22 protein-coding genes and 1 pseudogene are annotated in these 26782 nt (G+C 34.8%); 9 read left to right on the top strand and 14 right to left on the bottom strand.

Annotation, left to right across the window (positions count from 1 at the left end; all coding sequences use genetic code 11):
• Positions 1 to 73: 73 nt before the first annotated feature.
• Positions 74 to 1549, top strand: a complete 1476-nt coding sequence (locus D9842_RS25160; protein WP_121664817.1) for a DHA2 family efflux MFS transporter permease subunit — start codon at positions 74 to 76, stop codon at positions 1547 to 1549.
• Positions 1550 to 1663: 114 nt separating this feature from the next.
• Here D9842_RS25160 and D9842_RS25155 read toward each other — a convergent pair whose 3' ends face one another.
• Together D9842_RS25155 and D9842_RS25150 are read right to left on the bottom strand one after the other, a co-directional pair.
• The gene (locus D9842_RS25155; protein WP_121664816.1) at positions 1664 to 2656 is read right to left on the bottom strand and encodes a DUF3231 family protein; all 993 of its coding nucleotides are present in this window, start codon (positions 2654 to 2656) and stop codon (positions 1664 to 1666) included.
• Positions 2656 to 3759, bottom strand: a complete 1104-nt coding sequence (locus D9842_RS25150) for an NAD(P)/FAD-dependent oxidoreductase (RefSeq protein ID WP_121664815.1) — start codon at positions 3757 to 3759, stop codon at positions 2656 to 2658. Before D9842_RS25150 ends, D9842_RS25155 begins: the two co-directional genes overlap by 1 nt.
• A gap of 471 nt (positions 3760 to 4230) precedes the next feature.
• Between D9842_RS25150 and D9842_RS25145 the strand changes: the two genes are divergently transcribed.
• The 3 genes from D9842_RS25145 (at position 4231) to D9842_RS25135 (ending at position 6969) form a co-directional block, all read left to right on the top strand.
• A complete protein-coding gene (locus tag D9842_RS25145) occupies positions 4231 to 5046 on the top strand; it encodes an alpha/beta fold hydrolase (RefSeq protein WP_121664814.1) in 816 nt (271 codons plus the stop codon).
• 20 nt (positions 5047 to 5066) lie between these two features.
• A complete protein-coding gene (locus D9842_RS25140) occupies positions 5067 to 6275 on the top strand; it encodes a SpoIIE family protein phosphatase (protein ID WP_121664813.1) in 1209 nt (402 codons plus the stop codon).
• A 307-nt stretch (positions 6276 to 6582) separates the two neighbouring features.
• Positions 6583 to 6969 (top strand): hypothetical protein, encoded by a 387-nt coding sequence (locus D9842_RS25135; protein WP_257535946.1) that lies wholly within the window; start codon positions 6583 to 6585, stop codon positions 6967 to 6969.
• A 114-nt stretch (positions 6970 to 7083) separates the two neighbouring features.
• On the opposite strand, the gene D9842_RS25130 is transcribed toward D9842_RS25135, so the two are convergent.
• A complete protein-coding gene (locus tag D9842_RS25130) occupies positions 7084 to 7980 on the bottom strand; it encodes a DMT family transporter (RefSeq protein WP_373995135.1) in 897 nt (298 codons plus the stop codon).
• A 162-nt stretch (positions 7981 to 8142) separates the two neighbouring features.
• Between D9842_RS25130 and D9842_RS25125 the strand changes: the two genes are divergently transcribed.
• A complete protein-coding gene (locus tag D9842_RS25125) occupies positions 8143 to 9516 on the top strand; it encodes an aminotransferase-like domain-containing protein (RefSeq protein WP_121664811.1) in 1374 nt (457 codons plus the stop codon).
• A gap of 437 nt (positions 9517 to 9953) precedes the next feature.
• Here the strand turns inward: D9842_RS25125 and D9842_RS25120 are convergent, their stop codons facing one another.
• Entirely contained in the window at positions 9954 to 10817 is an 864-nt protein-coding gene (locus D9842_RS25120) for a VOC family protein (RefSeq protein WP_257535945.1), read from the bottom strand.
• A 133-nt stretch (positions 10818 to 10950) separates the two neighbouring features.
• Positions 10951 to 11343: a DoxX family protein gene (locus D9842_RS25115; RefSeq protein ID WP_121664810.1), complete on the bottom strand. Its 393-nt coding sequence runs from the start codon at positions 11341 to 11343 to the stop codon at positions 10951 to 10953.
• 310 nt (positions 11344 to 11653) lie between these two features.
• Between D9842_RS25115 and D9842_RS25110 the strand changes: the two genes are divergently transcribed.
• Positions 11654 to 12199 (top strand): helix-turn-helix domain-containing protein, encoded by a 546-nt coding sequence (locus D9842_RS25110; RefSeq protein ID WP_121664809.1) that lies wholly within the window; start codon positions 11654 to 11656, stop codon positions 12197 to 12199.
• Positions 12200 to 12318: 119 nt separating this feature from the next.
• Here D9842_RS25110 and D9842_RS25105 read toward each other — a convergent pair whose 3' ends face one another.
• The 6 genes and pseudogenes from D9842_RS25105 to D9842_RS25080 form a co-directional block, all read right to left on the bottom strand.
• Positions 12319 to 13524: an MFS transporter gene (locus tag D9842_RS25105; RefSeq protein ID WP_121664808.1), complete on the bottom strand. Its 1206-nt coding sequence runs from the start codon at positions 13522 to 13524 to the stop codon at positions 12319 to 12321.
• A 98-nt stretch (positions 13525 to 13622) separates the two neighbouring features.
• Positions 13623 to 14441, bottom strand: a complete 819-nt coding sequence (locus D9842_RS25100) for a MerR family transcriptional regulator (protein ID WP_121664807.1) — start codon at positions 14439 to 14441, stop codon at positions 13623 to 13625.
• Between the two features lie 201 nt (positions 14442 to 14642).
• A pseudogene (locus D9842_RS25095) lies at positions 14643 to 14883 on the bottom strand (PfkB family carbohydrate kinase); the annotation flags it as partial.
• Between the two features lie 22 nt (positions 14884 to 14905).
• Entirely contained in the window at positions 14906 to 15799 is an 894-nt protein-coding gene (locus tag D9842_RS25090) for a carbohydrate ABC transporter permease (protein ID WP_121664806.1), read from the bottom strand.
• A gap of 14 nt (positions 15800 to 15813) precedes the next feature.
• Positions 15814 to 16668 (bottom strand): ABC transporter permease, encoded by an 855-nt coding sequence (locus tag D9842_RS25085; RefSeq protein WP_218975623.1) that lies wholly within the window; start codon positions 16666 to 16668, stop codon positions 15814 to 15816.
• Positions 16669 to 16817: 149 nt separating this feature from the next.
• The gene (locus D9842_RS25080) at positions 16818 to 18500 is read right to left on the bottom strand and encodes an extracellular solute-binding protein (RefSeq protein WP_121664804.1); all 1683 of its coding nucleotides are present in this window, start codon (positions 18498 to 18500) and stop codon (positions 16818 to 16820) included.
• A gap of 194 nt (positions 18501 to 18694) precedes the next feature.
• Between D9842_RS25080 and D9842_RS25075 the strand changes: the two genes are divergently transcribed.
• Entirely contained in the window at positions 18695 to 20251 is a 1557-nt protein-coding gene (locus D9842_RS25075; protein ID WP_121664803.1) for a response regulator transcription factor, read from the top strand.
• Position 20252: 1 nt separating this feature from the next.
• A complete protein-coding gene (locus D9842_RS25070; protein ID WP_121664802.1) occupies positions 20253 to 21968 on the top strand; it encodes a sensor histidine kinase in 1716 nt (571 codons plus the stop codon).
• An 827-nt stretch (positions 21969 to 22795) separates the two neighbouring features.
• Here D9842_RS25070 and D9842_RS25065 read toward each other — a convergent pair.
• On the bottom strand, positions 22796 to 23659 hold the full coding sequence (locus D9842_RS25065; RefSeq protein WP_121664801.1) for an SDR family oxidoreductase: 864 nt from the start codon (positions 23657 to 23659) through the stop codon (positions 22796 to 22798).
• Between the two features lie 187 nt (positions 23660 to 23846).
• Here D9842_RS25065 and D9842_RS25060 point away from each other — a divergent pair, with 187 nt between their 5' ends.
• A complete protein-coding gene (locus D9842_RS25060; RefSeq protein WP_121664800.1) occupies positions 23847 to 24278 on the top strand; it encodes an Rrf2 family transcriptional regulator in 432 nt (143 codons plus the stop codon).
• A gap of 108 nt (positions 24279 to 24386) precedes the next feature.
• On the opposite strand, the gene D9842_RS25055 is transcribed toward D9842_RS25060, so the two are convergent.
• Positions 24387 to 25571: a levoglucosan dehydrogenase gene (locus D9842_RS25055; protein WP_121664799.1), complete on the bottom strand. Its 1185-nt coding sequence runs from the start codon at positions 25569 to 25571 to the stop codon at positions 24387 to 24389.
• Positions 25572 to 25601: 30 nt separating this feature from the next.
• Complete coding sequence (locus D9842_RS25050) at positions 25602 to 26780, bottom strand: substrate-binding domain-containing protein (RefSeq protein ID WP_121664798.1); 1179 nt, start codon at positions 26778 to 26780, stop codon at positions 25602 to 25604.
• Positions 26781 to 26782 lie beyond the last annotated feature (2 nt).

Below are 26782 nucleotides of genomic sequence, written 5' to 3'. Positions count from 1 at the left end.
GTATATTTTGTTACTATCAATTTTATCGACACAATGTCGATAACTCAACCTTTAAAGTGAAAGGAGTTTCTGAATGCAGAAGGAAATATCGGAGAGGAATAAAAAAATCTTATTAACTGTACTTATTGCTGGTTGTTTTTTATCTACGCTAAATCAGACATTATTAAATGTAGCAATGAGTAGTTTAATGGACATATTCAAGGTAACACCTGCAACTGTACAGTGGTTATCAACAGGTTTTATGTTAGTTAACGGTGTGTTAGTTCCTATTACAGCCTTTTTAATGAAAAGATTTTCAACAAGACAGCTTTTTATTAGCTCAATGTTCTTTTTATTCATAGGATCAGTGCTATGTGCAAGTGCTTTGGATTTTAGCATACTTTTAACTGGAAGATTAATTCAAGCTATTGGTGCAGGTATTATTGTCCCTTTATTAATGACAGTTATTTTATATTTATATCCAAGTGAAAAACGCGGAAGTGTTATGGGGATAATTGGGTTTGCGATGATTTTCGCACCAGCTATTGCTCCAACTTTATCTGGGTTTATCGTTGAATATGTTTCATGGAGATGGCTGTTTATCGGATTAATCCCATTTGTTTTAATCGTCATTGCACTAGCCTATAAATATTTAATGAATGTTTCAGAAACAATAAAAGCAAAATTGGACACTACAAGTGTGATTCTATCTACTATTGGTTTTGGTTGTATTCTCTTTGGATTTAGTAGTGCTGGTAGTAAGGGATGGGATAGTCCTATTGTTCTATCAACAATTATTGTTGGGATGATCTTTACGACGATATTTTGTTTGCGTCAGTTAAAATCCAATGACCCTTTATTAAATTTATCTGTATTTAAATATAAAATATTTACTCTCACTTCGATAATCAATGTACTAGTTACATTGATTATGTACGCAGATTTAATACTTTTACCGATTTATTTGCAAGATGGCCGGGGCTTTACCGCCTTTGAAGCTGGGCTACTTTTACTTCCAGGAGCTGTAATAAATGCCTTCTTATCCCCTGTTACAGGGAAAATGTTTGATAAATACGGTGCCAAGCCACTCTTTATTACAGGTTTAATCTTTATCATTATCTCCATGTGGGGAGTGACCGAATTAAAAGAATCTACTACCTACATGTATTTAATGATTCGCACTTGTATTCTAAGAATTGGATTGAGTTTCATTACTATGCCACTAAATACAGCTGGGTTGAACGCTCTTCCTCGCGAATTAGGTTCACACGGTTCAGCATTAAATAATACAGTCCGTCAATTAGCAGGTGCCGTTGGTACAGCCGTTGTCGTTACAATATATACAATTCAATCAACTTCACATGCAACTGTTTTATATACGGAAAATGCAAATATTACAGCTACACAAGCGTCTAAATTAGCATCTATATATGGATCGAGTGATGCCTATGTATTTATGTTAGTTCTGTCTTTTATCGCCTTAATCATCTCATTCTTTACACCTAGAAAGGCTAAGAAAAGTAACTTGTCTAAAGAAAGAGACCTAAAAATAGTTAAGAAAACAGTGTGACAAAGGCGACTCCAATATACATCAGTTAAGCATATCTGAATTTTTCGGATGTGCTTTATCTTTTTAATTTAAGTTTAACTTTAACAAGATTCCTAGCCTATTTATCTTCGACTATCAATTATTATGGCCTATTGCTCCTGGCACCTTTTCCAACCATTCTTTTTCAATAAGGAGTCGAGTAACCTTCTCCGAAACAGCGCCAGCTTTAACAATTAGAGTTGAATAGGTTGCAACTAAATCATGTTTCATTACAGCACCTAGAGAAAAGCCATATTGGGACAATAATGAACCAAGTAAACCAGCAAAATGCGTCACCATGATTCGGTCGGATAATACTCTTTTCTTTGAATTGGTTATTTCTGCTGAAAAACCTGGCGGAATTGGTAATTCGTCTTTCTCTAACAATTCAGCCAATGCATGATATTGTTTTTTTGCTATCTTAACCCCTCTTAGAAGTAATTCAGCTATTTCATCAGAGTCAGAAGTTTGGGCAAAACCTATACACAGTGCTTCTATAATCATTAGAAGATCCATGTTTAGATAGAGGTTAGCAAGCTCCATACTATTAATTGGACGATTATCTCCATGCCATCCATTTAAATAATCATTTTTTTGAATATACTCCGGATATGTCGGTGCGGGTAATGTCGGTGTTCTCCAATAGAACCCTTTATCTAGTAGAATATCCATCACTCTCTCATTTAATTGGGTAGTAGAATTTAAACAATTAGTATGATATTTGCGTATATCTACTCTCGTGGCTGAAGCTAACGATCTAGAGTGGAATTCAAGACCTAGACGGGACCCAATATGCAGATAGTACAACAAAAATCGATCTGAAAACAAAATGGGAGAGCTTACATGAATATCCGATTCCGAAAAGCCAATTGGGATTGGATATCCCTCCTTACTAAGTAATTTTTCCCGTTCAATAAGAATTTCATTTGTATTCTTTAACGCATATGTATATAAATCCTTAATTTTTTCATCCTGTGATTGCTCACGAAATAATGTTAGATACCACTTTGACATTTCATTGATAGAATAGCCGGTCCATAGATAGCCAAGTTCAGAAGATGTTAGGGAAATTGACTTTGGGCTTCTCATTATGAGATCCCTCCTTTTTTTATTTTTATATAGGGTCGAAGTAAATAGCTTGCGACTTTAAGCGGGTTAATCGTTTTCGTGTGGAACAACTTTTCTCCCCAGTAACCTCCTAGTGAGTGAATGATTCGATCCAATCCATTATTCGATAATTGTTCCATTGCTCTTCTTAAAACTAGAGAATCTTCATAGCTCTTTCGAAATGGTTTCATTAACTCCTCATATTTTCCGAAACCGCACAAATCATAGGCGGCATAAATTCCACTTAATATAGATGCATACTGTCCAAAGCCCATAAAAGGCATCATGGTTCCGTAGCAATTTCCAATGTAAAAAGTATTTCCTACCCGCCCTGACCTGCAAATCCCTATTGGATATCGAGTAACTTGAAACTGATCGGTTATAGGTAATGCCTGTTTAAACTTAGAACGTACTTTTTCGTAAAAAAAATCCCAAAGATTATTGATGTTTACATTCGCATTTACGGGCAAATCTGGGATCGCAATAGAGATAGATGCTTCATTCTCTGAAAATGGAATAAGAAAGCAGTACCCATAAGGAGCTAGGTCGTAATCAATCCAAGCCATGACAGTATAGCGGTCAAAACTACCTTCAATTGTGGCGCCTTTTATAGATACAGTTAAATCTTCTCTGAAATTTCGTGTCTTCTTTGCATAAGCTCCGTCTCCAGTTGCTATAACTACATGTGAATATTTACTAAGTAATTGTTCATATGTTTCCTCGGAATTAAAATAAATGGCTGATTTGGTTTGTTGTTCTAGCTGAGATTCAAATGAATCCTGTTCCCTGCCACGAATATTTGTGAAACCTAAATGTCCCTCTATGATCGCCTTTTCATATTTTGAATAAAGCTCCATTTTCTGAATATTTGAAGTAGGTTTAAGATAAATTCCATACTCTTCTGATAATGATGCAATACAATCATGAACTGGTCTTGTGAAAATTGACAGCAGTACCTCTCCGTTAACAAAACGATCCCCTACTTTACTTCGTTTTTCAAAGATCGTTGGAGTTATACCATTTCTTTCAAGAGTAATGGCACACGCTAAACCGGAGAGGCCGGCGCCCATGATAGCAATTTCCATTTCGAACCTACCTTTAAATTTTTGTATAGTAATAGCATTCCCTCTTTGTAATAATAAATGCCATCTAATTTCCAAATAATTGGTATTTTTATAGTGGATATGATTTTGGTTAGCTTTTTACCTAAAACAATTATATTTAAAGATGGGTAATTATTGATGTATCAATGACAACTATAAAGCCTTCACGTTCAAATTATCATTCTTACAATATTCTTAACGAATGAACTAAACATTCAAAAGAAGTTAATTTCATCATATTTTATTTCATATAAGTATTCACCGTTCTTATTCAACACTTCTGCTTGTTTATTTAAAATCTTCCATTACAAGACCCTTGGCAATCTTTACTTAAAATCAAAGACAGTACAGTTGAAATAGAAAGTAATAATCCAATTATATCCACAAAATAGTCCTATATTTAAAAATTACATGGTAAGCTATAAAGTATGAATTTATTAGGGAGGAAGATAGATGAAGCAAGATATCTTGTTGCGAAACAATGTTCAAATCGAAGGATGCGGAAAAAGGACAATCATATTTGCACCTGGTTTTAATTGTGATCAAACGGTTTGGAATTCAGTTGCTAATGCATTTAAACAGGAGTATCGTGTTATTCTTTTTGATTATGTCGGTCTAGGAAAATCTGATATTCAATCATACGATTATAAAAGATATGGTACATTATCAGGGTATGTTCAGGATTTATTGGAGGTTTGTGCTGCATTAGACTTAAAAAAGGCAATATTTATTGGACATTCAGTTAGCAGTATGATCGGAATGCTAGCGTCAATTGCCCATTCAAATTATTTTTCTCATTTAATTATGATTGGACCCTCCCCATATTATCTGGACGATCCTCCTTCTTACTATGGAGGCTTTCAAAAAGAGGATCTTTTAGGGTTAATTGATATGATGGAAAAGAATTATATCGGTTGGGCAAATATGTTTGCATCACTTGTTATGAATAGCCAAGATCAGCCCTCTATAACAAAGGAACTTGAAGATCGATTTTGCTCTACCGATCCCCTCATTGCTCGTCAATTTGCTGAAGCAGCTTTTTTTGCAGATAATCGTGGGGATTTATCAAAAGTAACTGTTCCTTCTCTCATTATGCAATGCTCTAACGATATTATTGCTCCTACAGAAGTAGGAGAATACCTTAAAGTTCATTTGCCTTATAGTCAATATAAAAAGCTAAAAGCAACAGGACATTGTCCGCATATGAGTCACCCTGAGGAAACAATTGAAGTTATTCAAGAATACCTAAGAGCAACTGTTAAACAATAAATTCAAGGAGATCAAACTTAATGGATGAACAGTTGAACCATGCTCCAGGTGGATTTCTAACGTTATCTGAAGATGGAATTATTATATCTAGTAACCAAACATTACTAGAAGAACTAAATTACAGCTTACCGCAACTAATTGGTCAACATATTAATAAAATTTTCACCAAATCTGCTCAACTTTTTTATCAACTTTATTTTGTTCCACTTATTAAAGTAAATAAGAAAGTAGATGAGATGTATCTTTCGTTAGAATCAAAGAATAAAAAAGAAATACCTGTTCTTTTAAATGCACAGGCCAAGGTAAGGCAAAACGAAACTGTTATTGAATGTGTCCTAATTCCAATCCGGAAACGCGAGGAACTCGAAAATGCTCTGCTTGTAGCAAAGAAAGAGGCTGAAGCAGCCTTAATGGCAAAAAACAAGGCTGTTTCCGATTTAGAGATTGCTTTGAGATCCTTGGAAGAAAAGCAAGCAGAATTACTCAAAGTAAATGAGCTAAACCAAAAGTACAACATAGAAACAAAAAAGGAATTAGAGCTTGCCAGAAAAATACAAGAGACAACACTAACGGATTCTATCAGTAATGAATATATACATATCGAAGCATTCTATAAAGCATCTCATGAACTTTCAGGGGATATCTATGGGATTTATCAAATTGACAAGCATCGTTATGGGATCATCATACTGGATGTAATGGGCCACGGTATTTCTTCATCATTAATTACCATGTCTGTTCAATCATTATTTCAACGATTAATTTCAAGAGAAGGGAATCCTGAGATCGTCATTAAAGAATTGGATCACCATCTGCATAGTCTTTTTCAAAATAATGAAGAGGCTTGGCATTACTGCACAGTTATTTATTTACTAATAGATACAAAGGAAAAGAAGATTGACTTTATTAATGCTGGACACCCACCTGCCTTCTTACAGAGTTCTAAGGGAATACAGGAGCTTAATTCTTCTTCACCTCCAATCGGAACATTTGAAGGGGTACAATTTAAAACAACAACAATTCCTTATCTAAGAGGGAGTAGGCTTCTTCTATATACCGATGGAGTGACAGATCCTTTTGGCTTTAATCATTTAAAGCCCTTGCTACAAGATAATAAAACAAAGCCAATGCATGATCTTAAAGAGATGATCATCCAATCAATGAATAACACTGAATTGGCTTATCATCAAAGTGATGATAAGTGTTTTTTGTTGATTGATTTGCATTAAAGGAATACAGATGTCAAAAAAACCATTCATTCCCCATTTCTTCATTCTATACAAATTGACCCTGTAGAGTAGTTTTTTACGTGTTAACTCTACAGGGTACATTACATATTTCCGCATTTGTTGCTGAAGATCACTTCTTCACTATTTAAAGCGAAGTTAACTACACATTAGAAATGTTTGTCTTCCTTTCTTCCTCCTATGTTACAGATTTGAGCGAAATTCATTAAATAATTCAAATTATGAATTACACAATTGAATAGTGATATTAAAAATTATTTTGAATAAAGTTAAATTGGAGGTGTTGAAATTGACTAAAATATTTATGCATATAACTAGACTTTTGTTAGGAGTCATATTCTTTGGTGCAGGTCTAAATGGTTATTTTGTTATCTTTGGCATTGAACCGTTTATAGCAACCAGCACCGAAGCAATGGCACTATTCGAATTTAAATATCTATTAATTGTGGAAAAATCATTAGAAGTTTTATGTGGTATCTTACTTTTGATGAATCGATTTGTTCCTCTAACTTTGGCAATATTAACCCCAATTATCGTCAACATCCTTTTGCTTCACTTGTTTTTGGACCATTCCTTGCTTCCACTAGCAATTATACTTGTCATCCTTCATTGTTATTTGCTTTATTTATATAGAAATAGCTTTAAAAGCATCCTTGAACAAAAACCAACTCTATGATTGTCGAAAGATATTTCTTTTATCTTCGATTAAATTGATAATTGATCTTCAAGATTATTTTTAATGTACAGTTTCCTTCAAACGGATAAAATTGGGTATCCTTTTCTCTTACTTCTATGATGAAGAAGCATTATTTTCAAGATGGAACTCCTTCTTTATCACTGGTGCGTTTTTCCCGATTATTACGCATATCACAACTATAATAGCTAAACCAATCGTTAGCCAAGTTATCGATTCTCCTAAGAATAATACAGAAAATCCTATCATTAAAAAGGGTTGTAAGTATTGAATCTGCCCTACTCTTGAAATGCCTCCTAAAGACATCCCACCATACCATGCAACATATGCTAAAAACTGGCTTACAACACCTAAATAAAACAAACTGATCCAAGCTTCGATTGGCGCTTCTAACATATTAACTGAAATACTGAAGCTGACAGGAATAATAAAAAACGGGGCACCAATTACTATAGCCCAAGCAATCACTTGCCAACTACCAAGCTCTTTTGATAATTTTCCACCCTCTGCATAACTTAATCCAAGTAAAAATACAGCCAGAATTAATGCAATATCCCCTGTTTGCAATTGCCCTAATCCTAAATAGAGAGCATATATAGTGACAGTTATCGCACCAATTGTACTGGCGATCCAATAGCGTTTTGAAGGTCGCTCACCCCCACGCCACATCGCAAAGCCAGCTGTCGCAAGCGGTAATAAAGCCAATTCAATTGCACCATGTGATACAGGGAGTGATTTCATTGCAAATGTAGTTAATAATGGAAAGGCAAGTACGGCTCCAACAGTAACAATAAGCAAACTTTTGAACTGTCTTTTATTAGGTAACAATTGCTTTTTTATAATAAAGATAGTCCCTACAATAATAGCTGCAATAACTGTTCTACCTAATCCAACAATCACCTCACCAAAATAAGGTAGGGCAATGCTTGTAGCTGGTAATGTAAGACTAAAACAAACTACGCCAATAAAGCCCAATAACATGCCTCTTTTCATTTTAGTTTCCACTTAATTTCCCCCTTCTCAAGCATAAAAAAATATCCGATAATCATAGTTAAAAGGATTACGCTATTAAGCATGATTGTAATGAATATCAACTTTTTTTAAAACAAGAGAATTCCCCATCTGTCATGGTACAGATAGCGAAGGAGAATAGTTGTGACAACAAAATATATTGGCATTTTAGAATGGGTGAAACAACAAATCAAGGATGAGAAGTTAAAGACAGGAGATAAACTACCATCGATTCGACTGCTAGCTGAACAATTTCAATGTAGTAAAAATACCGTTGTTAAGGCATTACTTGAATTGGAAAAACAGCATATTGTCTATGCTAAACCGAAAAGTGGCTATTACGTAGTGGACAATTATCAAACAACTACTAACCATGAAATTGAAATTGATTTTTTATCTGCTGGTCCAGATAAACGAACCATGCCGTATAAAGACTTTCAGCATTGTATCAATCAGGCGATTGACCATTATAAAGAACAATTATTTACTTATAGTGATCAACAGGGACTTCTTTCTTTACGGCTAGAGCTTGTGAAATATTTACAACATTTACAGGTGTTCACGAAACATGATCGACTTGTCATTACTTCTGGATCACAACAAGCCCTTCATATTCTGTCCATTATGCCGTTTCCTAATGGGAAAAAGAATGTATTAATTGAGCAACCTTCATACTTTGGTATGATAGATTCCTTACAGTTAAATCAAATTACAACGTTAGGGATTGAATTAACAATGGAAGGGATTGATTTTGAAAGACTTGAGAATTTTTTTCGAACCAATGATATTAAATTCTTTTACATCATTCCAAGATTCCACAACCCACTGGGACATCATTACACAAATGAGGAAAAGAAAAAAATTGTTGCTCTTGCAGAAAAATACGATTTATACATTGTAGAGGATGATTTTTTAGCAGAATTAGACATGGATTCAAAAGCAGACCCTTTGTTTGCGTACGAACCCAACGGAAGAGTTATTTATGTTAAGAGCTTTTCGAAGGTATTTTTGCCCGGACTACGTATTGCTACAGTTGTACTCCCTGAAAAAATGATCCCTTCATTCATTCATAATAAATTTAGTACAGATTTCCATACATCTCCACTTTCACAAGGGGCATTAGAAATCTATTTAAAAAACGGTATGTTTCAATATCATGTAGAAAGCGTAAAAATATTGTACATAAAAAAAATGAAAACATTATTAGAAGCCTGTTCATTGTATTTACCTAACTATGTACAATTTACAAAACCAAAAAGTGGCTTTTATCTCACAATCTTTTTGCCTTCCCATATAAATATCGACAAATTGATTTACCTCCTACATGAAAAACATATATACGTAGACAACGCTTCAAGAATGTACTTAGCCGAAAACCAAAAGAAAGCAATTCGACTAAGCATTTCACAAGTAAATGAACAAAAAATCAATCTCGGTATTCAACTATTAGCAGAAACTATAATTGATCTGTATGAAAAAAATAAATATAATCCACTCTCATTTAATTCCTATCATTAAACCAGCTTTGAAAGGGGAGGAGGGCGAATCCGCTCGGATCATCAGAGTGAACTTCAGTTCCATATGGGGTTGGGCTCTATGTTATTTGTAAAATATTGTTCCTTAGTGTTTCTGGAAATTAAGATTATTTACCTAAGTTACAAAAGGATATCTTTTTTTCATTATATGTTTCTGCTCTAGCAATGATTGAATTAATAAAGTTAAGTTTAATAAAGTGTTAGTATATATTGATCCACGTTTGACTTGTGGTCCTAAAATAAGTTAAACAAGGTATATAGTCAGTTATCTATAACAAACAAAAAGGAGGCTAAAATTTATAGAACCCTCCTTTTTGTTTAGTAATTTAATTCTACTTATTGTGCTACTTTTACAGTCTGACATCAACTACTAACAACATACATACTACGTGGCAAACAAAAGAATCAATAATCCATCTCTTAACTTTTCATTAATATTTTAATTTTATTACCCGAAGGATCCTCAACAGTCAGTTCCTGATTTTCCTCAAGATAATTGTACTTTAATTGATCAAGATTTTCTTTTGCATCTTTATACTCTTCTTCAGTAAAATGAAGGGTGAAAAATTTTAATCCTAATGCTTTTTTTGGAGGTGCAGGTAACCCTTTTCCTGCCCAAATGTTCATCCCTATATGATGGTGGTATTCATCTTTAGAAACAAAAAGCATATGAGTATCTTTCGCAACAATACGAAGCCCAAGTGCTTCCACATAAAATCTCTCTGATTCTTCTATGTTTGATACTTGTAAATGCAAATGACCTATTCTTGTTTTGCTTGGTAGACCATTCCAAGTATTCCCTTTTATTTCAGCGAATAAATTCTCAGCATCCAACGGGTTAGTCGCTCCGACATAACCTCCGTTTTCGTCTCTAATCCACTGACTAGAAGCTCTGTCTACATATATTTCAATTCCGTTATTATCAGGGTCTGCGAGGTATACAGCCTCACTATATTGATGATCTGAGGCACCTTGTATAGGATAGCCACTTTCTAATAAATGTTTTGTAGATAAAGCTAAATCCTTTCTAGTAGGAACAACAATCGCAAAGTGATATAGACCTGTTGTTCCAGGCGGTCTTTCAACAAATGATTCTTCTTCTTTTAATATGAGTTGCGGAACCAGACCATTTGTTGTAAGTGTTGCTGTTTTTTTATCTTGCTCTAATACTTGAAACCCTATTAATTCCTCATAAAAAGTTAAAGAACGATCTAAGTTAGAGACTTGCAACTCTACATAACCAATTCTAGGTTCCATAACCCCTTTGTAAGTTTCAACACTCATCTCTTCATCTCTCCCTTCCTTTTTTAGAAATATAAATAAAACCACTATAATAGCAAAGATGATAATTACTGAAATGATCGTCATATTCTTCATCTTTATAACCCGATAGGCCTCTCCTCTTTTATCGAAATTATCATTTGTTCCTTGCTTTTGATATATAATGATCTAAAGAATAAAGCTTACTTCCGTTTAGTAAGAAATAGGCTGACATTGCCAATAATGCAAGATCATACGCGTAGCCTCCAATAAAACCTGCAGCTAATTGAACCTTCACAATTGCCCCTAAAAGCACTAAGACAAAAAGTCCTCCCACTATACGTGTAGCCAAACCAAGTAGCATTGCAATCCCACCAACCAACTCGATAATTGCCACTGCATAAGCCAAGAACCCAGGCAATCCAATGCTATCAAACCATCCAGCTATATTTCCAATACCACCTTGAAATTTTGCAACACCATGTCCTATAAAAATAACTCCTAGAACCAATCGTAGTAAAAGTGCACTAATATCTTGTTTATTTTTCATTATAAATCCTCCTAAAGAAATAATTTTTATCAAGCCAAATTCATGTTTCGTAACAACTAATTTTTATCCCCCTAACTATCACCTTTTCTAAAATATTTTGTACAATCTGCTTTGAGACAGAAAGTAAGTTGTAATACAATCGAAAACAATTATTCATATTAAAAAACTAATTTACAAAAAAATAAAAACATCACGTTGTTTTCTAATAGGAATATTAGTTTTTTATATGGTAACAACAAGCTTGTAGACTGTCAATGATTTTGCTACTATTATAAGTATCGTAAACAGAAATGATATAGAGGTGAGTTGGTTGGATATAGGATCTAAAATTCGATCGATTAGAAATAAAAAAAAAATCACGATTGCACAAATGTGTGAAGGTACAGGGCTATCAAAAGGCTTTATAAGTAATGTTGAAAACAATAATACGTCACCCTCCATAAACACACTAAATACCATTGCGGAATTTTTGAAGGTACCGCTACCCTACTTACTATTAGAAAAAAAACAGCACATGCGTGTTGTTAGAAAAGATACTAGAAGAACCTCGTCGTTAAAAGATTTAAAAATTGAGCATATAACCTCAAAAGGACCATTACGAATGATAATTGTTGAGTCGCCTCCTGGATTTGCAATTGGAGAAGCAGAACCCCATGCACATGAAGGAGAGGAAGTCCATTTAGTGCTAGAAGGAAAAGTACTTGCTGAACAAGGAGAAGACTCATTTATCTTAGAAAAAGGCGATTCTTTTAGCTGGAATGCAAGTGTTCCACATATGGTAAAAAACATTGGAGACACAAAATCAGTCATCCTAATTGCCATTTATTCAGACACAAAATTGGACGATCTATTATAGGTCCTAGTAACTAGAGAAGAACACAAAGTTGGATAGGCTAGCAAGAATCTTGCTGCCTATTTGGTGTGCTCTTTACTAAAATAATAAATTGTTAATCCATTTCCCCTTTGCTTCACTATCTAGATGGCTTGTTTATCCACGTGGACACTTTTTCCATAATGTTTATTTGGGTTACCTTTCACAACAACATAAACCACATAGATAACTAGAGCCATCCCATAAACAATTGTTGCGACAAGGTATACTGCTTGATACGATGCTACTGTGGCAACTAGACCAAGAACAAAGGAGCCACCACCAATACCTAAATCAAAAAAGTTGAAGAAGGAAGCCATCGCATCCTCATGTTCATGTTCCTCCACTAAGTTCATGCACCACGTCTGAACGGCTGGGAAGATTGCACCAAAGCCAAAACCATAAATGATTGCCGCAATTAAGAACATGCTATCACTTTCTGCTACATACAGAATAATCAACCCTACAATCGATAAAATGGATCCTGGAATTAAAATAATTGACGGCCCGTACCTATCAAATACCTTTCCTGATAGTAAACGAATGATAAAACTTGCTGCTGCGATCAATAAGAAAAACAGTCCTACTTGAGTAAAGTCCCTCTCTATAGCATATAGAGAAAAGAAAGACATGATCCCTCCTGCCGCAATTCCAATTAAAAAGATCAGAAACGAAGGAAACAAAACTCGTTTCTCCAATAGTTTAAATTTCTCACTTACCTGCTTATCCGCCTCTTTTCCTTTAGGAGCTCTTTTTATAAAAACAGCCATGATAACAGCTAGTAAAAGTACGGCCATTCCTCCAAAAAATAATCGTTGAAAGTCATATAATTCTAGTGTCATAATCCCAATCATTGGACCAACTGAGATGGCAACTGTTTCTCCAACACCAAAATAGCCAATCCCCTCACCTCGACGGTCTTTAGGAATGATTTCAGCAGCAAGTGTCGCAAAGTAAGTTGATGCTAAACCGAATCCAGCCCCATGGATCAACCGAATAAGTAATAATGTCGATATGTTACTGGAGAGATAATAGGCACCTGTGGATAGAGCAATAATGAGAATACCTAAAATCAAAAGGATTTTTTTATCAAACTTCCTTGAAAGTATTCCTGCAAAAGGGCGAATTAAAATAGCTGATAACATAAAAATACCTGTTACTAAACCAACCTGACCTGCTCCTCCTCCTAACGCCGTGACAAATAAGGGAAGAGTCGGTAATAGCATTTCAAAAATCATAAAAACTAAGGCATTTAAGATCACTACGATAATAAACGAAAGTGACCATATCTTATTATTTATCGTTGTCATATTTTTTCTCCTTCGGTGAAATTGATTTATGCAAAACAACATATAAAAAGGCCTTTTCAACAGCAATACAAATAATAAACCTTCCCCTAAGGGGAAGGTCAATAGGTAACTTGAATTTGTATTTCTGTCAGATAATCTTCTTTGTTTTTTGAAATATAATGGTCAATGATGGTCCTTTCGATGGCATCCCCTATTATTTGAAGGTCGTTTCTCTGAATATAATCTAGCAGGATTTTATAATACTGAAATGAGTTAGTATGATCTCCTCTATAATAAATGCTAGCATACGTTCCTTTTTGAAAGGTTGTTAATAATGGGCTTTGGATATCTTCGTCCTCCGTTAAGATGAAAATAGAATTATATTTATCAAATCTTTGATTTTTCAGGTCATTGATATCTACTGTAAGTCCAACACCACCAATAAAAATGGAGGAATTCATGTTTGCCAAATTCTCTAATTGCCTCAATGAAACCTCCATCTCGGGTTCAGAATGAATTTTTTCCACCAGTCTCACTATTTTTCTCTCATTTATATCTACTATTTTCACTACTTCTAAATCAATTATTTCTTGAGCCAATATAATATCGTTAATACGATTTTGAAACCTACGGTTAACTCGTTCTAGTTCCCTTATTTTTCGCTCTGTTAGCTTTTTTTGCTTCTCCAATAAATCTAAGAAACCAGTAATATCCCTATGGTCTAGATGACTCTTAATTTCCTTCAAAGAAAAACCTAATTTCTTTAAATACTGAATCGTATTTAGTTGTTCAAACTGTTCGGTTGAATAGTACCGATACCCATTACTTTCGTCAATTTGAATCGGCTCTAGTAATCCAATCTGATCATAATATCTCAGTGTTTTCATAGTCATATTATGGAGTTTCGCCATTTCTCCTATCGTGAACAGATTTTTCATTGAAGCATCCTTTCTCTATATTTTTTAATAACACTATCATACCCACTTTATTCTAATAATCAGTAATATATCAAAAGAAAAGACATTAACATAGTTGTTTCATATTGAATACACATGCTAATGTCTTTTTAATTTAAGGATTTCTACTGTAACAATATTTCCTGAAAACGACAGATCCAAAAAAGAATAATCATTACAATTTCAACCTTTATCTTTTTCACTTTTAAGTCTATGAAACTCTTCCTCAACATGTATGCCAACAATTGTTCCTACCTTGGTACAAACGATTGCACCCACTTTATTACTAAATGAAATGACTTGTTTAAGATGTTCAAAGTCTGATAGAATTTTCTTCTTTGGCTAACTGATAAAGCGTTGCTCCTACAAATGCGTCCCCTGCACCTATAGAATCTATTGAATCAACTTCTATACTTGGAAGAATTTACCAAACCAGTATTATCAACCTATTCTTTAACTGAACCCACGACAATACCAGTGATAAAATACTTCTGTAACAGCGGATAGATTAATAATAATGGTATAGTGGAGATTACAATTTTAGCAGCATTTAAATTCCTATTGGAAACTTCCGTTACATTTTCCAATTGACTTGAGCTTGCTCCTGCTTTTAACATATCTTGAATATCAATTGACAATGATTGAATATAAGTCATCAATGGATAATTACTTACTTTCGTCATATAAATTAACCCTGAAAAGAAGTCATTCCAATTACCAACAATACTAAATAACGCAACCGTAGCTAGTGCCGGTAAGGAGATAGGAATATAGACCTTTATCAATATTTGCCAAGGATTAGCTCCGTCCATTATGGCTGCTTCTTCTAAAGATTTTGGTACCCCTATGAAGAAATTCATTACCAAAATAATACTAAAGATCTGTACCGCTCCAGGTAATACCAAGGACCAAATAGTATTTAGGAGATCTAAATTTTTCACTACTAAATAAGTAGGAATCATCCCCCCATTAAACAACATCGCAAAAATAATAAGATTCATATATATATTTCTACCTCTAAAATTTCTTTTAGATTTAGAGAGAGGATACGCCATTAAGACAATTATGATCATATTAATAATAAGTGAAAGAATGACTCGTTGAATAGATATAGAAAATGAGCGCCAGAATTGTCCATCCTCCATAATCATCGTGTATGCCTTTGTTGTAAAATTTATAGGTGTTAAACCAACGGCATTTGCTGCAACTGCCTCACTACTGCTAAAGGAAATTGCAAGAATATTCCACAATGGTAGGAGACAGATTAGTCCTAAAAAAATGACGATTGCATATATAGCAACCTTTCCTAAGCGCCCGAAAAAACTTTTGTCCTGTACCACAATTCCTCTCCCCCTTAGAATAATTTACGATCTGTATATTTTTTAGCTGCATTGTTTGCTGATAGTATTAAAACTAACCCTATTATGGATTTAAATAATCCAACTGCTGTCCCGAAACTATACTCGCGGCCTAAAAGACCAATTCGGTATACATAAGTATCTAGAATATCTCCTGTCTCATAAACCATAGGCGAATACAAGTTGTAAATTTGATCAAACCCAGCATTCAAAATGTTAGGAAGACTTAGAATGGCCAACAATAAGATTATGGGCAGCATCCCAGGAAGCGTTATGTGCCAGATCCTCTTCCACCAATTCGCTCCATCAATTCCAGCTGCTTCATGAAGTCCAGGGTCAACTGCTGTTATTGCAGCTAAATACACAATGGAATTAAATCCAAACTCCTTCCAAACATCAGTACCAATAATTAATGGTTGGAATAGCTTGTTACTTCCAAGAAAATTTAGTTTTTCGAATCCCAAAAATGACAGTATTTGATTCACAGTTCCATCTAGATTAAACATATTTAACACTACAGCCGCCAATACAACCCATGAAAGAAAATGAGGTAGATAGACAACTGTTTGAATTGATTTTTTTAACAGTTTAAGACGAACTTCATTTAATAAAATAGAGAAAACAATTGCCATTAATGTCCCTAAGATGATTTTCCCTAGTGCAATAACAACTGTGTTTGTAAAAATTTGTCCGATATCTGGCAATGAAAACATATAAGTAAAATGATCAAAACCAACAAACTCCGAGCCTAGCATTCCTTTTGCTGGAATATAATCTTGAAATGCCATGATGATTCCAAACATTGGGATATAACTAAAAATGAATAGAAAGATCATCCCAGGCAACAACATAAGATGATAAGAAGCTTCCAGTTTAGACAATTTTCTTCCTTTTTTCTTTTGATAGATGTGCTCTATACTTGTATTTGCATGCGGTTTCATAAAAGATTTTCCCTCCTTTATAGAATAAGGACTGCGAAGCAGCCCTTATTCCTTATGCATTATTCCTCTTCGGCAAGTATTGCTTCAATTTCAGCTTTGATTTCATCTCCACCTTGACTTTTCCAATTTGATACAAAGGTATCAAAATAATCAAGAGGCTCAGCACCTGTTACAATTTTAATGAAATCTTCTTCTTCTAATTTTAGAAGATTTGCTCCTTTTTTCTCCAACGTCTCTGTGTTTCCAAAGTATACTGGTGTTACCCAATTGAATTTATTCTCCTTCGTAAGTTTATCGATCAAACCCATCCCTTTTACTCGAGAGTGATATTTTGACCAGTCTGCCGTATCAGCCTCATTAGGATTTTCGTTATATTTCATAATACTAGTTGCTGCATCTCTTGCTTCAGAAGACGCGATTTCTTCCATCTCAATTACACCGTTAACCGCACCCATTATATTTGAATAGTCAAATAATAAATTATCAGATTTTAACACTTCAATATTAAACGGTCTTGTTGAACCATCAACACCAAGTTCTTTATATTCTGCAACCTCTGGATAATCAGTTTTTAAGTCTTTCGAATTTGCTAGTTCATCATAGAAAAGATTCAAAATTTCAATGGCTAATTCAGGATGTTCATAGTCTTTTCTGACAACAATAAATGAACCAGTTGGGTTTGTGTGAGCAACGTTTACTTTTCCATTTTCATCTTCTAATGTATAAGCTTCGAAATTTGCATTCTTATCCATTTCTCTTACTGTTGATAATCCCCAGTCTGGAATATGCCAAGGACCAGTGACAATACCTGTTTGTCCGTTTGTTACAAGAGCCATGATGTCATCCCATGTTCTGGTTCCGAACTGTGGATCAAGGATCCCTTTCTTATACCAATTTGCCAAGACACCTAGCGCTTGCTTTGTTCCTTCTGTTATTGAGCCGTTTGTGACATTTCCATTTTCATCTTCAAGCCAAAATCGAGGATAAGCATGAAATATTCCAGCAATTGATGTCATATTAAGTGCAGAACCTCCATAGGTTCCGGAATTTAACCAGTAAGCCATTGGGATTCCAATAGGATTACCTGACCCTCCAGGATCATTTTCTATGAAAGCCTTCGCAGTTTTTTCTAGTTCATCTAATGTAATAAGACGATCTCCATCACTATCAATTTCTAAACCTAACTTTTCAGTCCAGTCTTTTCTAATCCAAATCATATTAGGAGCTTCATCCCCAATTGTCGCTGGAAGCGCCATTAGTCGTTCATCGAATGATGCATCCTCTAAGCTTCGTCCATCATAGGAATCATATATAGCTTTAATGTAATCGCTTGCATTTTTATCATAAACATCCGTTAGATCTGCTATTAAGTCATTCTCAACTAACTCTTTCAATTCTTCTCTTGAATCAACACGCATCATATCTGGTAGTTCTCCAGAAGAGATAGCAAGTGCAACCTGTCTTGTATAATCTTCTCCTTCACCTTCAAATGCATTGACGATTTTTGCACCTAATTTTTCTTCTACAAGACGGGTATAGGCATTATTCTCATAAGTATCACCTTCAGGTAATTTTGGATTTGCTGACGTTACACGTCCCATTTTAATGACTTTTTCTCCATTCTCTGATACAGAATCCGCAGCATTTGATGGCTCTTTTTCTACACATGCCACTAAAGAAAATGTCATAATTGTTGCGATAGATAGCATGGTAATTCGCTTAAATAATGAGTTTCGCTTCATTGTTCTCCCCCTCGTAATTCCCTTTTTGTTTAAGCCATGTCGATGGCACACTTTTAGTGTAAATGTTTTAGCTTTCTTCAAAAATATTAAATAAACCGTTTTCATGTACTTTTTTCCGGAACATTCCTCACTAATTGTTTCTTAAAAAAACTCAATGATATAATTAATTAGCATGTTATCTTGGAGGTAAAGCTATGTATCGAATCTTAATAGTAGATGATGAAAAAGACGAACGAAACGTCATTCGTTTTCTTCTGAATAAATACCATTTCCAACTTGATATAATTGAATCAAACAATGGAAAAGAAGCTCTTACTCAGTTAGAGAAACAAACTATTGATATTTTATTCACAGATATTAAAATGCCCTTTATAGATGGAATTGAATTAGCTACAAGAGCTAGAGAACTGTATCCTACCATTCAAACGATCTTTTTTACTGGTCATGATGATTTTGACTTTGTTAAAAAAGCTCTTTCATTAAGGGCGGTTGACTATATCTTAAAACCAGTAAAACCTGATGAATTTCAAAACACCCTTTGTTCAGTTATACAAAATATTAAAAACAGTGAGAAGAAACAAGCACAAATAGAAGCTAATACTGAGCTTCTTAAAACTCATATCCTTAATCGTCTTATTAATAAGGCTCCTATGGAAAAACTCAATAATGAATACCCTTCCATTGATTTTGCCTTTTTAAATGATTATTCTCACATGATTTTAATGCAGTTTGATGAACCTTTTTTCGATCGGCTTCCTAAAGAAAGAGACACTCTTTATTTTTACCAACAAATCAAGGAAGCAATTCCAAACTTCTCTTGTGACTTTATTGATCTTAATCCCTTTCAGATTTTACTGTTAGTCAAGAAAAATAAAGATACCATCTTTACGACAAAGCGGCTCGAAACAAGAATTCATAAACAAATTCACGGAAAATATGGTATTAACTGTTTGATTTCTATTAGTACAGAACTCTCATCACCTAGTGAGATGCCTCAAATATTTGAGAAGCTGGAAAAGGATATCGAGGACCGGTTTTTTTATTCTGACTCCTATGTTTATCCTAAAGATAAAACATTATCAGAAAACATAGAATCCCCTGAAACAGATGATGACCTTCTACAGACCATACAAAATGCCATTAAGTTTGCAGATATTGTTAGTTTTAGGAAAAATATGAATCTTTTGTTCGAAAAGTACCGTTCAAATCTAGATATTTCCCATATATATGTGAGGTTTTTATTTTCAAAATTATTACAAATGCTTTGTCAGAATCTCCACATATATGATAAGAAAACAATTAATAAAACAATGGAGGCTATTTATTCCTGTCATCATTTTTCTGATATAGAAGAAATCTTAATATCCGTTCAAAATGAGATCACAAAAAGATTAGAGGAAGAAAAAAAATCTCCAAAGCATGTCATCCAAATTGTAAAGCAATATATTCACGAACATTATCAAGAAGACTTATCTTTGAATTTATTGTCTGAACAAGTGTACTTAACACCAGGATATTTAAGTGAAATATTTATCGAAGAAACGGGTTGCGGAATCAATAAATATATTAAAAATCTAAGGATGGAATTAGCAAAAGATCTCCTCCATCGTACAAATATGAAAGTAAATGATATATGTCAGACGGTAGGCTATCATAATCTTTCATACTTCGTACGTAGTTTCCGCGAACACTTCGGAGCTAGTCCGGAAAAATACCGTCAATTGGAAAGAAAAATGAAAGAGAACTCTTAATATGCTTAATCTAAACATTTGGTTTAAGAATTTAAAATTCAGGAATAAAATATTATTTATCTGTTTACTAGCAAGTCTACTCCCAGTCATTACTTTAGGAAGTTTTTGGTATAACCAGATTCAACATTTATTTATTACACGCGAAAATGAAGTGTTAGATGAATCGCTTAATCAGGCCATTTCCAGTGTTAATTATAAAGTGAATACTTATTTTGATGTGATAAATCATATTGTTTGGAATGAAGATGTAAAAAGAGGAGTTACCTCTCATTATGACAATAACTATGAAATGTTTTTATTTTATCACGATACACTAGATCCTCTACTAAACACTTCGAAATTTTTACAAACGGACATTAATCGAATTACGATTTATAGTAATAATAAAATGCATTCTCATGGTGAAAGCCTTCGTCCTTTATCAGATATAGAAACATATAGTTGGTTTAATAGTATTTCTAAAGCGACTACACCAAGATTAATTGTATCGGCTAAAGAGGAAACATTCGAGGTTGCTAGTCAACTTTTTGATCGTCATCATAATACAACTAATATCGTTTATATGGATATCAATTATGGAAATGTGTTTGAATCAATGTCCACCTTATATGAAAACAACTATGGACTCATTATTCTTGATGAAAATGATATGCCTGTGTACCAAATAAACAAATTTTCAAAAAAGAATATGTCTTATGCTCTAACAGAAAGTGAATTACTTAATGGATTAATGGAAGATTCCTTAAAAGAACAGTACATCTATAAGAAAGCTGAACTTATGCCCTACAACTGGAAAGCCTATCTTTATCGTCCAATCGGTACAGTCTCTGCCTCTTCTTATGAACTTGAACTCACATTTTTTATAGTCGTTCTTTCTTCCATACTAATCTTGTTTTTCTCAATCTATTTTCTTTCTAAAGTGGTTGTCCGGCCGCTAATTATGCTATCAAAAAATATGGAGCAGATTGAAAAAGGCGAATTAATCGTAACTGTTACCAACACAGCATCTGATGAAATCGGAAACTTAATTCAGAAATTTGGAGATATGGTTCATAAATTACAAACTATGATTAATGAAGTATACAAAAGTAAAATTGCTCGTCAAGAGTATGAAATGAAAGCATTACAGGCCCAAATAAACCCTCATTTTTTCTATAACAGCCTTTCCCTTATCAATAGCAAGGCAATTATGGCTGATCAAGAGGATATTAGCCAAATGGCTCAGTATCTTTCATCATTTTACCGTACGACGTTGAATCAAGGAAAAAGTATCATCTCTGTCAAAGATGAACTCGAAAATACCACTTCCTATATTCAAATTCAACGAATGATGCATTCTGATTCATTTGAAGTTTATTGTGATGTTGATAATAAAATTCTTAATTACACGATGATTAATCTTCTATTACAGCCGTTAGTAGAGAATGCCATCAATCATGGGATTGACCATAAAGAAACTCCTGGTAAAGGAATTTTAACGTTATCAGGTAAACAAAATGGAGATAACTTGATATTCACAGTAACTGATAATGGTTGTGGAATTGATCCTGAAAAGCTAAGAACGATCTTAACTAACAAAACCAAGGGGTATGGAGTACGGAACGTCCACCACCGCGTACAACTTTCTTACGGTAGAGAGTTTGGTTTAGCTTATCAAAGCGAATTAAACCTGGGAACCACTGTAACACTTACCATTCCTAAAAGACATACAACATAAGATTGATTACTTGATAGCTGGAAATTCAAAAAATCTAAAAAAGAACCTCTCACTAATTTTGTGAGAGGTTTTATTCGTAGTGGATTTGATCCTTTCAGTTACTTCGCTTATCTCCTCATAAAATTTAAACTCGTTGTATTATTCCGTTCTTACCTTTTCGTTAATTATTTCACCGTTAATGAATATAATAGGTCTACTGCGTAATATAAGAGTTCTGCAACGTAGAATAATTGTGACAGAAAGAGAGATGTTTAGAATCTGATGTTTCATCCCTCTAGACGTGTTAATAACACTTATCATTAGAGTGGAAAAGTATATACTGACGAGCTCTTCTGCAGAGGCTCACATAATCAATACAAAGCCAAATAGGTTCGCACATAGGTTCGCACTCTAGAAAAAAAGTTCCATTCCATATAAATGAAGCTTCTCACTCTGATGATCCGAGAGGGATTCGAACCCCCGACCCCTACCCTGTCAAAATTGGGTGGGGAATTAATAGAGTTAAGTGTAATAAAACTGAGTTAAATAAGTAGTGATAAATCAGCGTTTTTGGCTTGTGGTTGTAAAATAAGTTAATCAAAATCAATGAAATAAATTAAGTCTGTGCAATTTTTGTGCAATATTAGCTTATTGATCTAGCTAAGGATATTAGGCTCTTTTTCCAAAAAGGCGACTAGATCGTATTATAATGTCAACTGGAACATTCATAGATGTACCATTTCTCATCAGAGTCCAACATCAACTTTTTAATAAAAAACCGACCTTTTCTCGTAAGAAGGTCGGTTTATCTTCATTATTGATTTTGGGAATTATCTATTTTATTTTGATTAAGTGTTTGCTTTTATAATTTGTGTAAGTGCCTCTTTAATTGGCGTAACTGGGCGACCGAGAACTTTTTCAAAATCATTGCTTTCAATTTCAAGCGAACCATTTCGAATGCTTTCTTGAATTCCTACTACAATCGGAATGACAAATTCAGGTAAACCTAGACCTTTCATTATTTCGGCATATTCTTCATCCCCAACTTGCTGTACAGGTATTTCTTTTCCTAATACAGCACCAATAGCCTTCACTAATTCTTCTTGGGTTAAAAGAGGGCCTGAAAGTTCATAAACTGTATTTTCGTTCCCTTCACCTAAAAGAACTGCTGCCGCTGCATCTGCATAATCTTGTTGTAGTGCCCAGCCAACTTTACCAGCTCCAGCAGAAGTTACCCATGGAGCCCCTGCCATAGCACCTTGAATGCTACTAATTTCATTTTCCAAATACCAATTATTACGCAAGAAAGAATATGGGATACCAGTCTTTATGATGGCTGCTTCTGTAGATACATGAGGAGGAGCCATTAAATTTTTGCTTTCTGCTGCATTTGCGATACTCGTGTATGCAATAAATTTTATTCCTGCACGTCCAGCTGCTTGCACTGCATTAGCATGTTGACGAATTCTTGTATCATTATCACCATCTGCAGAAATAATTAATAAACGATCAATTCCTTCAAAAGCATCATCTAATGTTTCTGGATGGTCAAAATCACCTTTTCTAATCTCTACTCCACGAGCTCGGAGTCCTTCTGCTTTCTCAGGATTTCGAACACTCACAGCCAGCTCACTCGCAGATATGGATGTTAATAACGACTCCACAACCTTAGATCCTAATTTTCCAGTTGCTCCTGTAACTAATATTTTCATTTATATTCCTCCAGTTCAGTTTCACTTGTAACGAATTTGATTACATGTATTTATTTTAGTTACATGTAATCGTTTTGTCAACAGGAGAGGATTCATATATTATTTTGTTTGAAATTTGGTATAATACACTTGTAATCAAATTAATTACACTTATAAAAAGATTTGTTCACAAGGGTGGTGACTGAACATGTCCATCAGCAGCCGATTCGCTGTCGGCATTCATATATTAGCTTTAATTGAATTAAATAAAGAAGGAACAACATCTTCTGAATTTTTAGCATCAAGTGTGAATACAAACTCAGCGGTGATCAGAAAACTTATGGGAATGTTAAAAAAAGCCGGTTTAATAGAGGTAAAACCAGGTATTGCAGGAGCTAAACTCGCAAAAGAATTATCTGATATTTCACTGTTTGATGTTTATAAGGCAGTGAATGTTGTACAGGAAAAAGAGTTATTTAGCGTACATGATAATCCAAATCCAAAATGTCCAGTAGGTAGGAATATCCAGAATACAATTGAACCATTGTTCACAGCTGCTCAGTTAGCTATGGAGAAGGTATTGAGGAGCGTAACACTAGAGGATGTTGTGAAAGATATTGCTACGAATGAGAATAACTAGTAAAAAGGCATTCCAAAAATGGAATGCCTTTTTCACCTATAGTTTGACCTAGATTGTTTCTTGAAAAAACCGCCAGAAATCTATCGCTGGCGGTTTTGATGTGAAAACTTAATTTGTTTTTACAGGCAATTTTTCAAGATTCACCCACTGGCCTTTTTCAGCTGATTCAAGAATCGCATCACTAATAACCGCAATTCGATATCCATCGTCAAAGTTAGGAGAAACTGTTGTGTCTTCTACAATTGATTTAATAAAGTCATACGCTTCAATAATCTTTGTTTCACCATATCCAATCCCTAAAGCAGGAATTGGCCATAAACCCTCACCGTATGGATGGGCTGGTCCAGTGTAAACGGTTCTGAAGCCTTTTGCATCTCCTGGATCGTCTGAGAAGCATACTTGAAGTTCATCACGTCGCTCATAGTTAAAATAGATTGAGCCCTTATCCCCGTGAATTTCAAATGTTAAGAAGTTATTGCGGCCCCATGCATTACGAGTTGCTTCAATGCTTCCGACTGCACCATTTTCAAATTTGACTAATGTTGTGATTTCATCATCTACGTCTACTTTACCTTTAGGAACATCTCCTGCACTTTTTACTGTTCCTAATTTGTCTGCGCCGCCTGATTGAACTGGTCTTTCTGGGATCCACGTTTTTGATACGGCATTGACATCTGTGATTTCTCCAACTAAGTAGCGGGCAAAATCAATAACATGTGTACCAATGTCACCTAGTGCACCTGATCCGGCAATTTCCTTTTGGAAGCGCCATGATAATGGTGAGTTAGGATCTGCAGACCAGTCTTGGAGATATGTTCCACGGAAGTTTAAAATGTTTCCGATTCTACCTTCTTCAATATATTTCTTTGCAAGTGCTACAGCTGGTGTTCTTCTGTAGTTAAACGCGACCATATGCTTTACACCTGCTGCTTCTACTGCATCTAGCATTGTTTTTGTTTCAGCAGCATCTCTAGCTAAAGGCTTTTCACAGATAACATGTTTGCCAGCTTTTGCTGCAGCGATGGCAATTTCAGCGTGCGAATTATTCGGTGTTACAATGTCAATAATATCAATCTCTGGATTTTCTACTACCTCTCTCCAGTTAGATGAGTAGTTATCAAAACCTAATTTTGCTGCTGCTTCTTTTGCAATTTCATCTGTCACGTCAACAAGCGTGTGACGATGTGGGACAGCAGGTGCCGGCCAAAAAAACATTGGCATTCCCGCGTAAGCAAGAGCATGTGCCTTTCCCATAAATCCTCCGCCAATCATTCCTACGTTTAATTTTTTCATATTTATTCCCTCCAATTATTTAGTCTTCTATTATTTTGCCGCTTCTTGAATGGTATCTGGAGCTTCTTTTGAATAAACAAGTTTCCAAGAATCCAATACATTATCCGGAGTTACTTTTAATGCCGGAACCGCTACATATGCAGGTGCTTCTTTACCAAGCAAGCCATATCCAGCTAAGATCGCTTCTGAGATTCCTTGATCATATGGAAGTTGTGCGCCTAAGCCTTTAATCATTCCATCTGATGCAATATCAATGGCAACTGTTGTTCCTAAGTCAATTGTTGTGATTACTAGATCATTTCTTCCAGCTGTACGCGCTGCCGCTAATGCCCCTTCTGCAGGAACATCCCAAACGACAAACATTCCATCAAGATCTGGGTTCTTTGTTAACATACCTGATGCGACTTTTTCTCCATCATTTGGTGCCACAATTCCTCCACGCTCTACGATCTTAATGTCAGGATATTTTTCTGTTATAGTTTTCTCAAATGCTTCAACACGTTGTTTTGTAACAAAATAATCTGCATCATGATAAACAACACCGATATTTCCTTTTCCACCTAATTCTTCAGCCATGATTTCAGCTGCCTGTACTCCATTGCCATAGTTATCAGCAGATACAACACTGACATAATCTTTACCAGCTTCTAAATTATTTGGCTTATTATCCATAAAGACTACTTTCACACCTGCGTCAGCTGCTTTCTTAAATGCTGATGCTGTAGAAACAGGGTCAACAGGAATTCCCACAATGATGTCTGGTTTTTTAGCTAAAACTGTTTCGATATCAGATACTTGTTTTTCGGCTTTGAATTGTGCATCTGTTACTGCTACTACCTCAATTCCCATTCTGGCAAATGTTGCTTTCAACCCTTCAATTTGTGCTGTAGCCCAGTCATTTCCAGCATAGTGCATGACAATGGCTGCCTTATAGTTACCTTCTTTAATCTTTTGAACTTCCTCTTCTGTTAGCTCAAGTGTTTTTGCCGACACAGCCGACTCTCCATCAGGCCCTTTACTTAAGATTTCTTGATCAGGAATTTCCTGGTTAATGACGATAGGGCCAGATGCTTCTGTTGCGACTTCTTCTGCTGAACCTTGATCTTGATCACTTGTTTCAGAGGTAGTAGAACTTCCTTGACTGCATCCTGCAAGACCTAGCATTGTTGCTAACATAACCATAGATAAAATAGAAAGTAACTTTTTCATAA

It is taken from the genome of Metabacillus litoralis, assembly GCF_003667825.1.
GTDB lineage: Bacteria > Bacillota > Bacilli > Bacillales > Bacillaceae > Metabacillus > Metabacillus litoralis_B.
Note: the sequence above shows the minus strand (reverse complement) of the source record. Positions and strands in the feature narration are given on the sequence as shown.

Excerpts from the sequence above, each read along its gene's own strand:
- D9842_RS25160 (WP_121664817.1), top strand. The coding sequence starts at position 74 with ATGCAGAAGGAAATATCGGAGAGGAATAAAAAAATCTTATTAACTGTA.
- D9842_RS25155 (WP_121664816.1), bottom strand. The coding sequence starts at position 2,656 with ATGAGAAGCCCAAAGTCAATTTCCCTAACATCTTCTGAACTTGGCTAT.
- D9842_RS25150 (WP_121664815.1), bottom strand. The coding sequence starts at position 3,759 with ATGGAAATTGCTATCATGGGCGCCGGCCTCTCCGGTTTAGCGTGTGCC.
- D9842_RS25145 (WP_121664814.1), top strand. The coding sequence starts at position 4,231 with ATGAAGCAAGATATCTTGTTGCGAAACAATGTTCAAATCGAAGGATGC.
- D9842_RS25140 (WP_121664813.1), top strand. The coding sequence starts at position 5,067 with ATGGATGAACAGTTGAACCATGCTCCAGGTGGATTTCTAACGTTATCT.
- D9842_RS25130 (WP_373995135.1), bottom strand. The coding sequence starts at position 7,980 with ATGAAAAGAGGCATGTTATTGGGCTTTATTGGCGTAGTTTGTTTTAGT.
- D9842_RS25120 (WP_257535945.1), bottom strand. The coding sequence starts at position 10,817 with ATGAGTGTTGAAACTTACAAAGGGGTTATGGAACCTAGAATTGGTTAT.
- D9842_RS25115 (WP_121664810.1), bottom strand. The coding sequence starts at position 11,343 with ATGAAAAATAAACAAGATATTAGTGCACTTTTACTACGATTGGTTCTA.
- D9842_RS25105 (WP_121664808.1), bottom strand. The coding sequence starts at position 13,524 with ATGACAACGATAAATAATAAGATATGGTCACTTTCGTTTATTATCGTA.
- D9842_RS25100 (WP_121664807.1), bottom strand. The coding sequence starts at position 14,441 with ATGAAAAATCTGTTCACGATAGGAGAAATGGCGAAACTCCATAATATG.
- D9842_RS25085 (WP_218975623.1), bottom strand. The coding sequence starts at position 16,668 with ATGTTGTTGCCTGGGATGATCTTTCTATTCATTTTTAGTTATATCCCA.
- D9842_RS25080 (WP_121664804.1), bottom strand. The coding sequence starts at position 18,500 with ATGAAGCGAAACTCATTATTTAAGCGAATTACCATGCTATCTATCGCA.
- D9842_RS25075 (WP_121664803.1), top strand. The coding sequence starts at position 18,695 with ATGTATCGAATCTTAATAGTAGATGATGAAAAAGACGAACGAAACGTC.
- D9842_RS25070 (WP_121664802.1), top strand. The coding sequence starts at position 20,253 with ATGCTTAATCTAAACATTTGGTTTAAGAATTTAAAATTCAGGAATAAA.
- D9842_RS25065 (WP_121664801.1), bottom strand. The coding sequence starts at position 23,659 with ATGAAAATATTAGTTACAGGAGCAACTGGAAAATTAGGATCTAAGGTT.
- D9842_RS25060 (WP_121664800.1), top strand. The coding sequence starts at position 23,847 with ATGTCCATCAGCAGCCGATTCGCTGTCGGCATTCATATATTAGCTTTA.
- D9842_RS25055 (WP_121664799.1), bottom strand. The coding sequence starts at position 25,571 with ATGAAAAAATTAAACGTAGGAATGATTGGCGGAGGATTTATGGGAAAG.
- D9842_RS25050 (WP_121664798.1), bottom strand. The coding sequence starts at position 26,780 with ATGAAAAAGTTACTTTCTATTTTATCTATGGTTATGTTAGCAACAATG.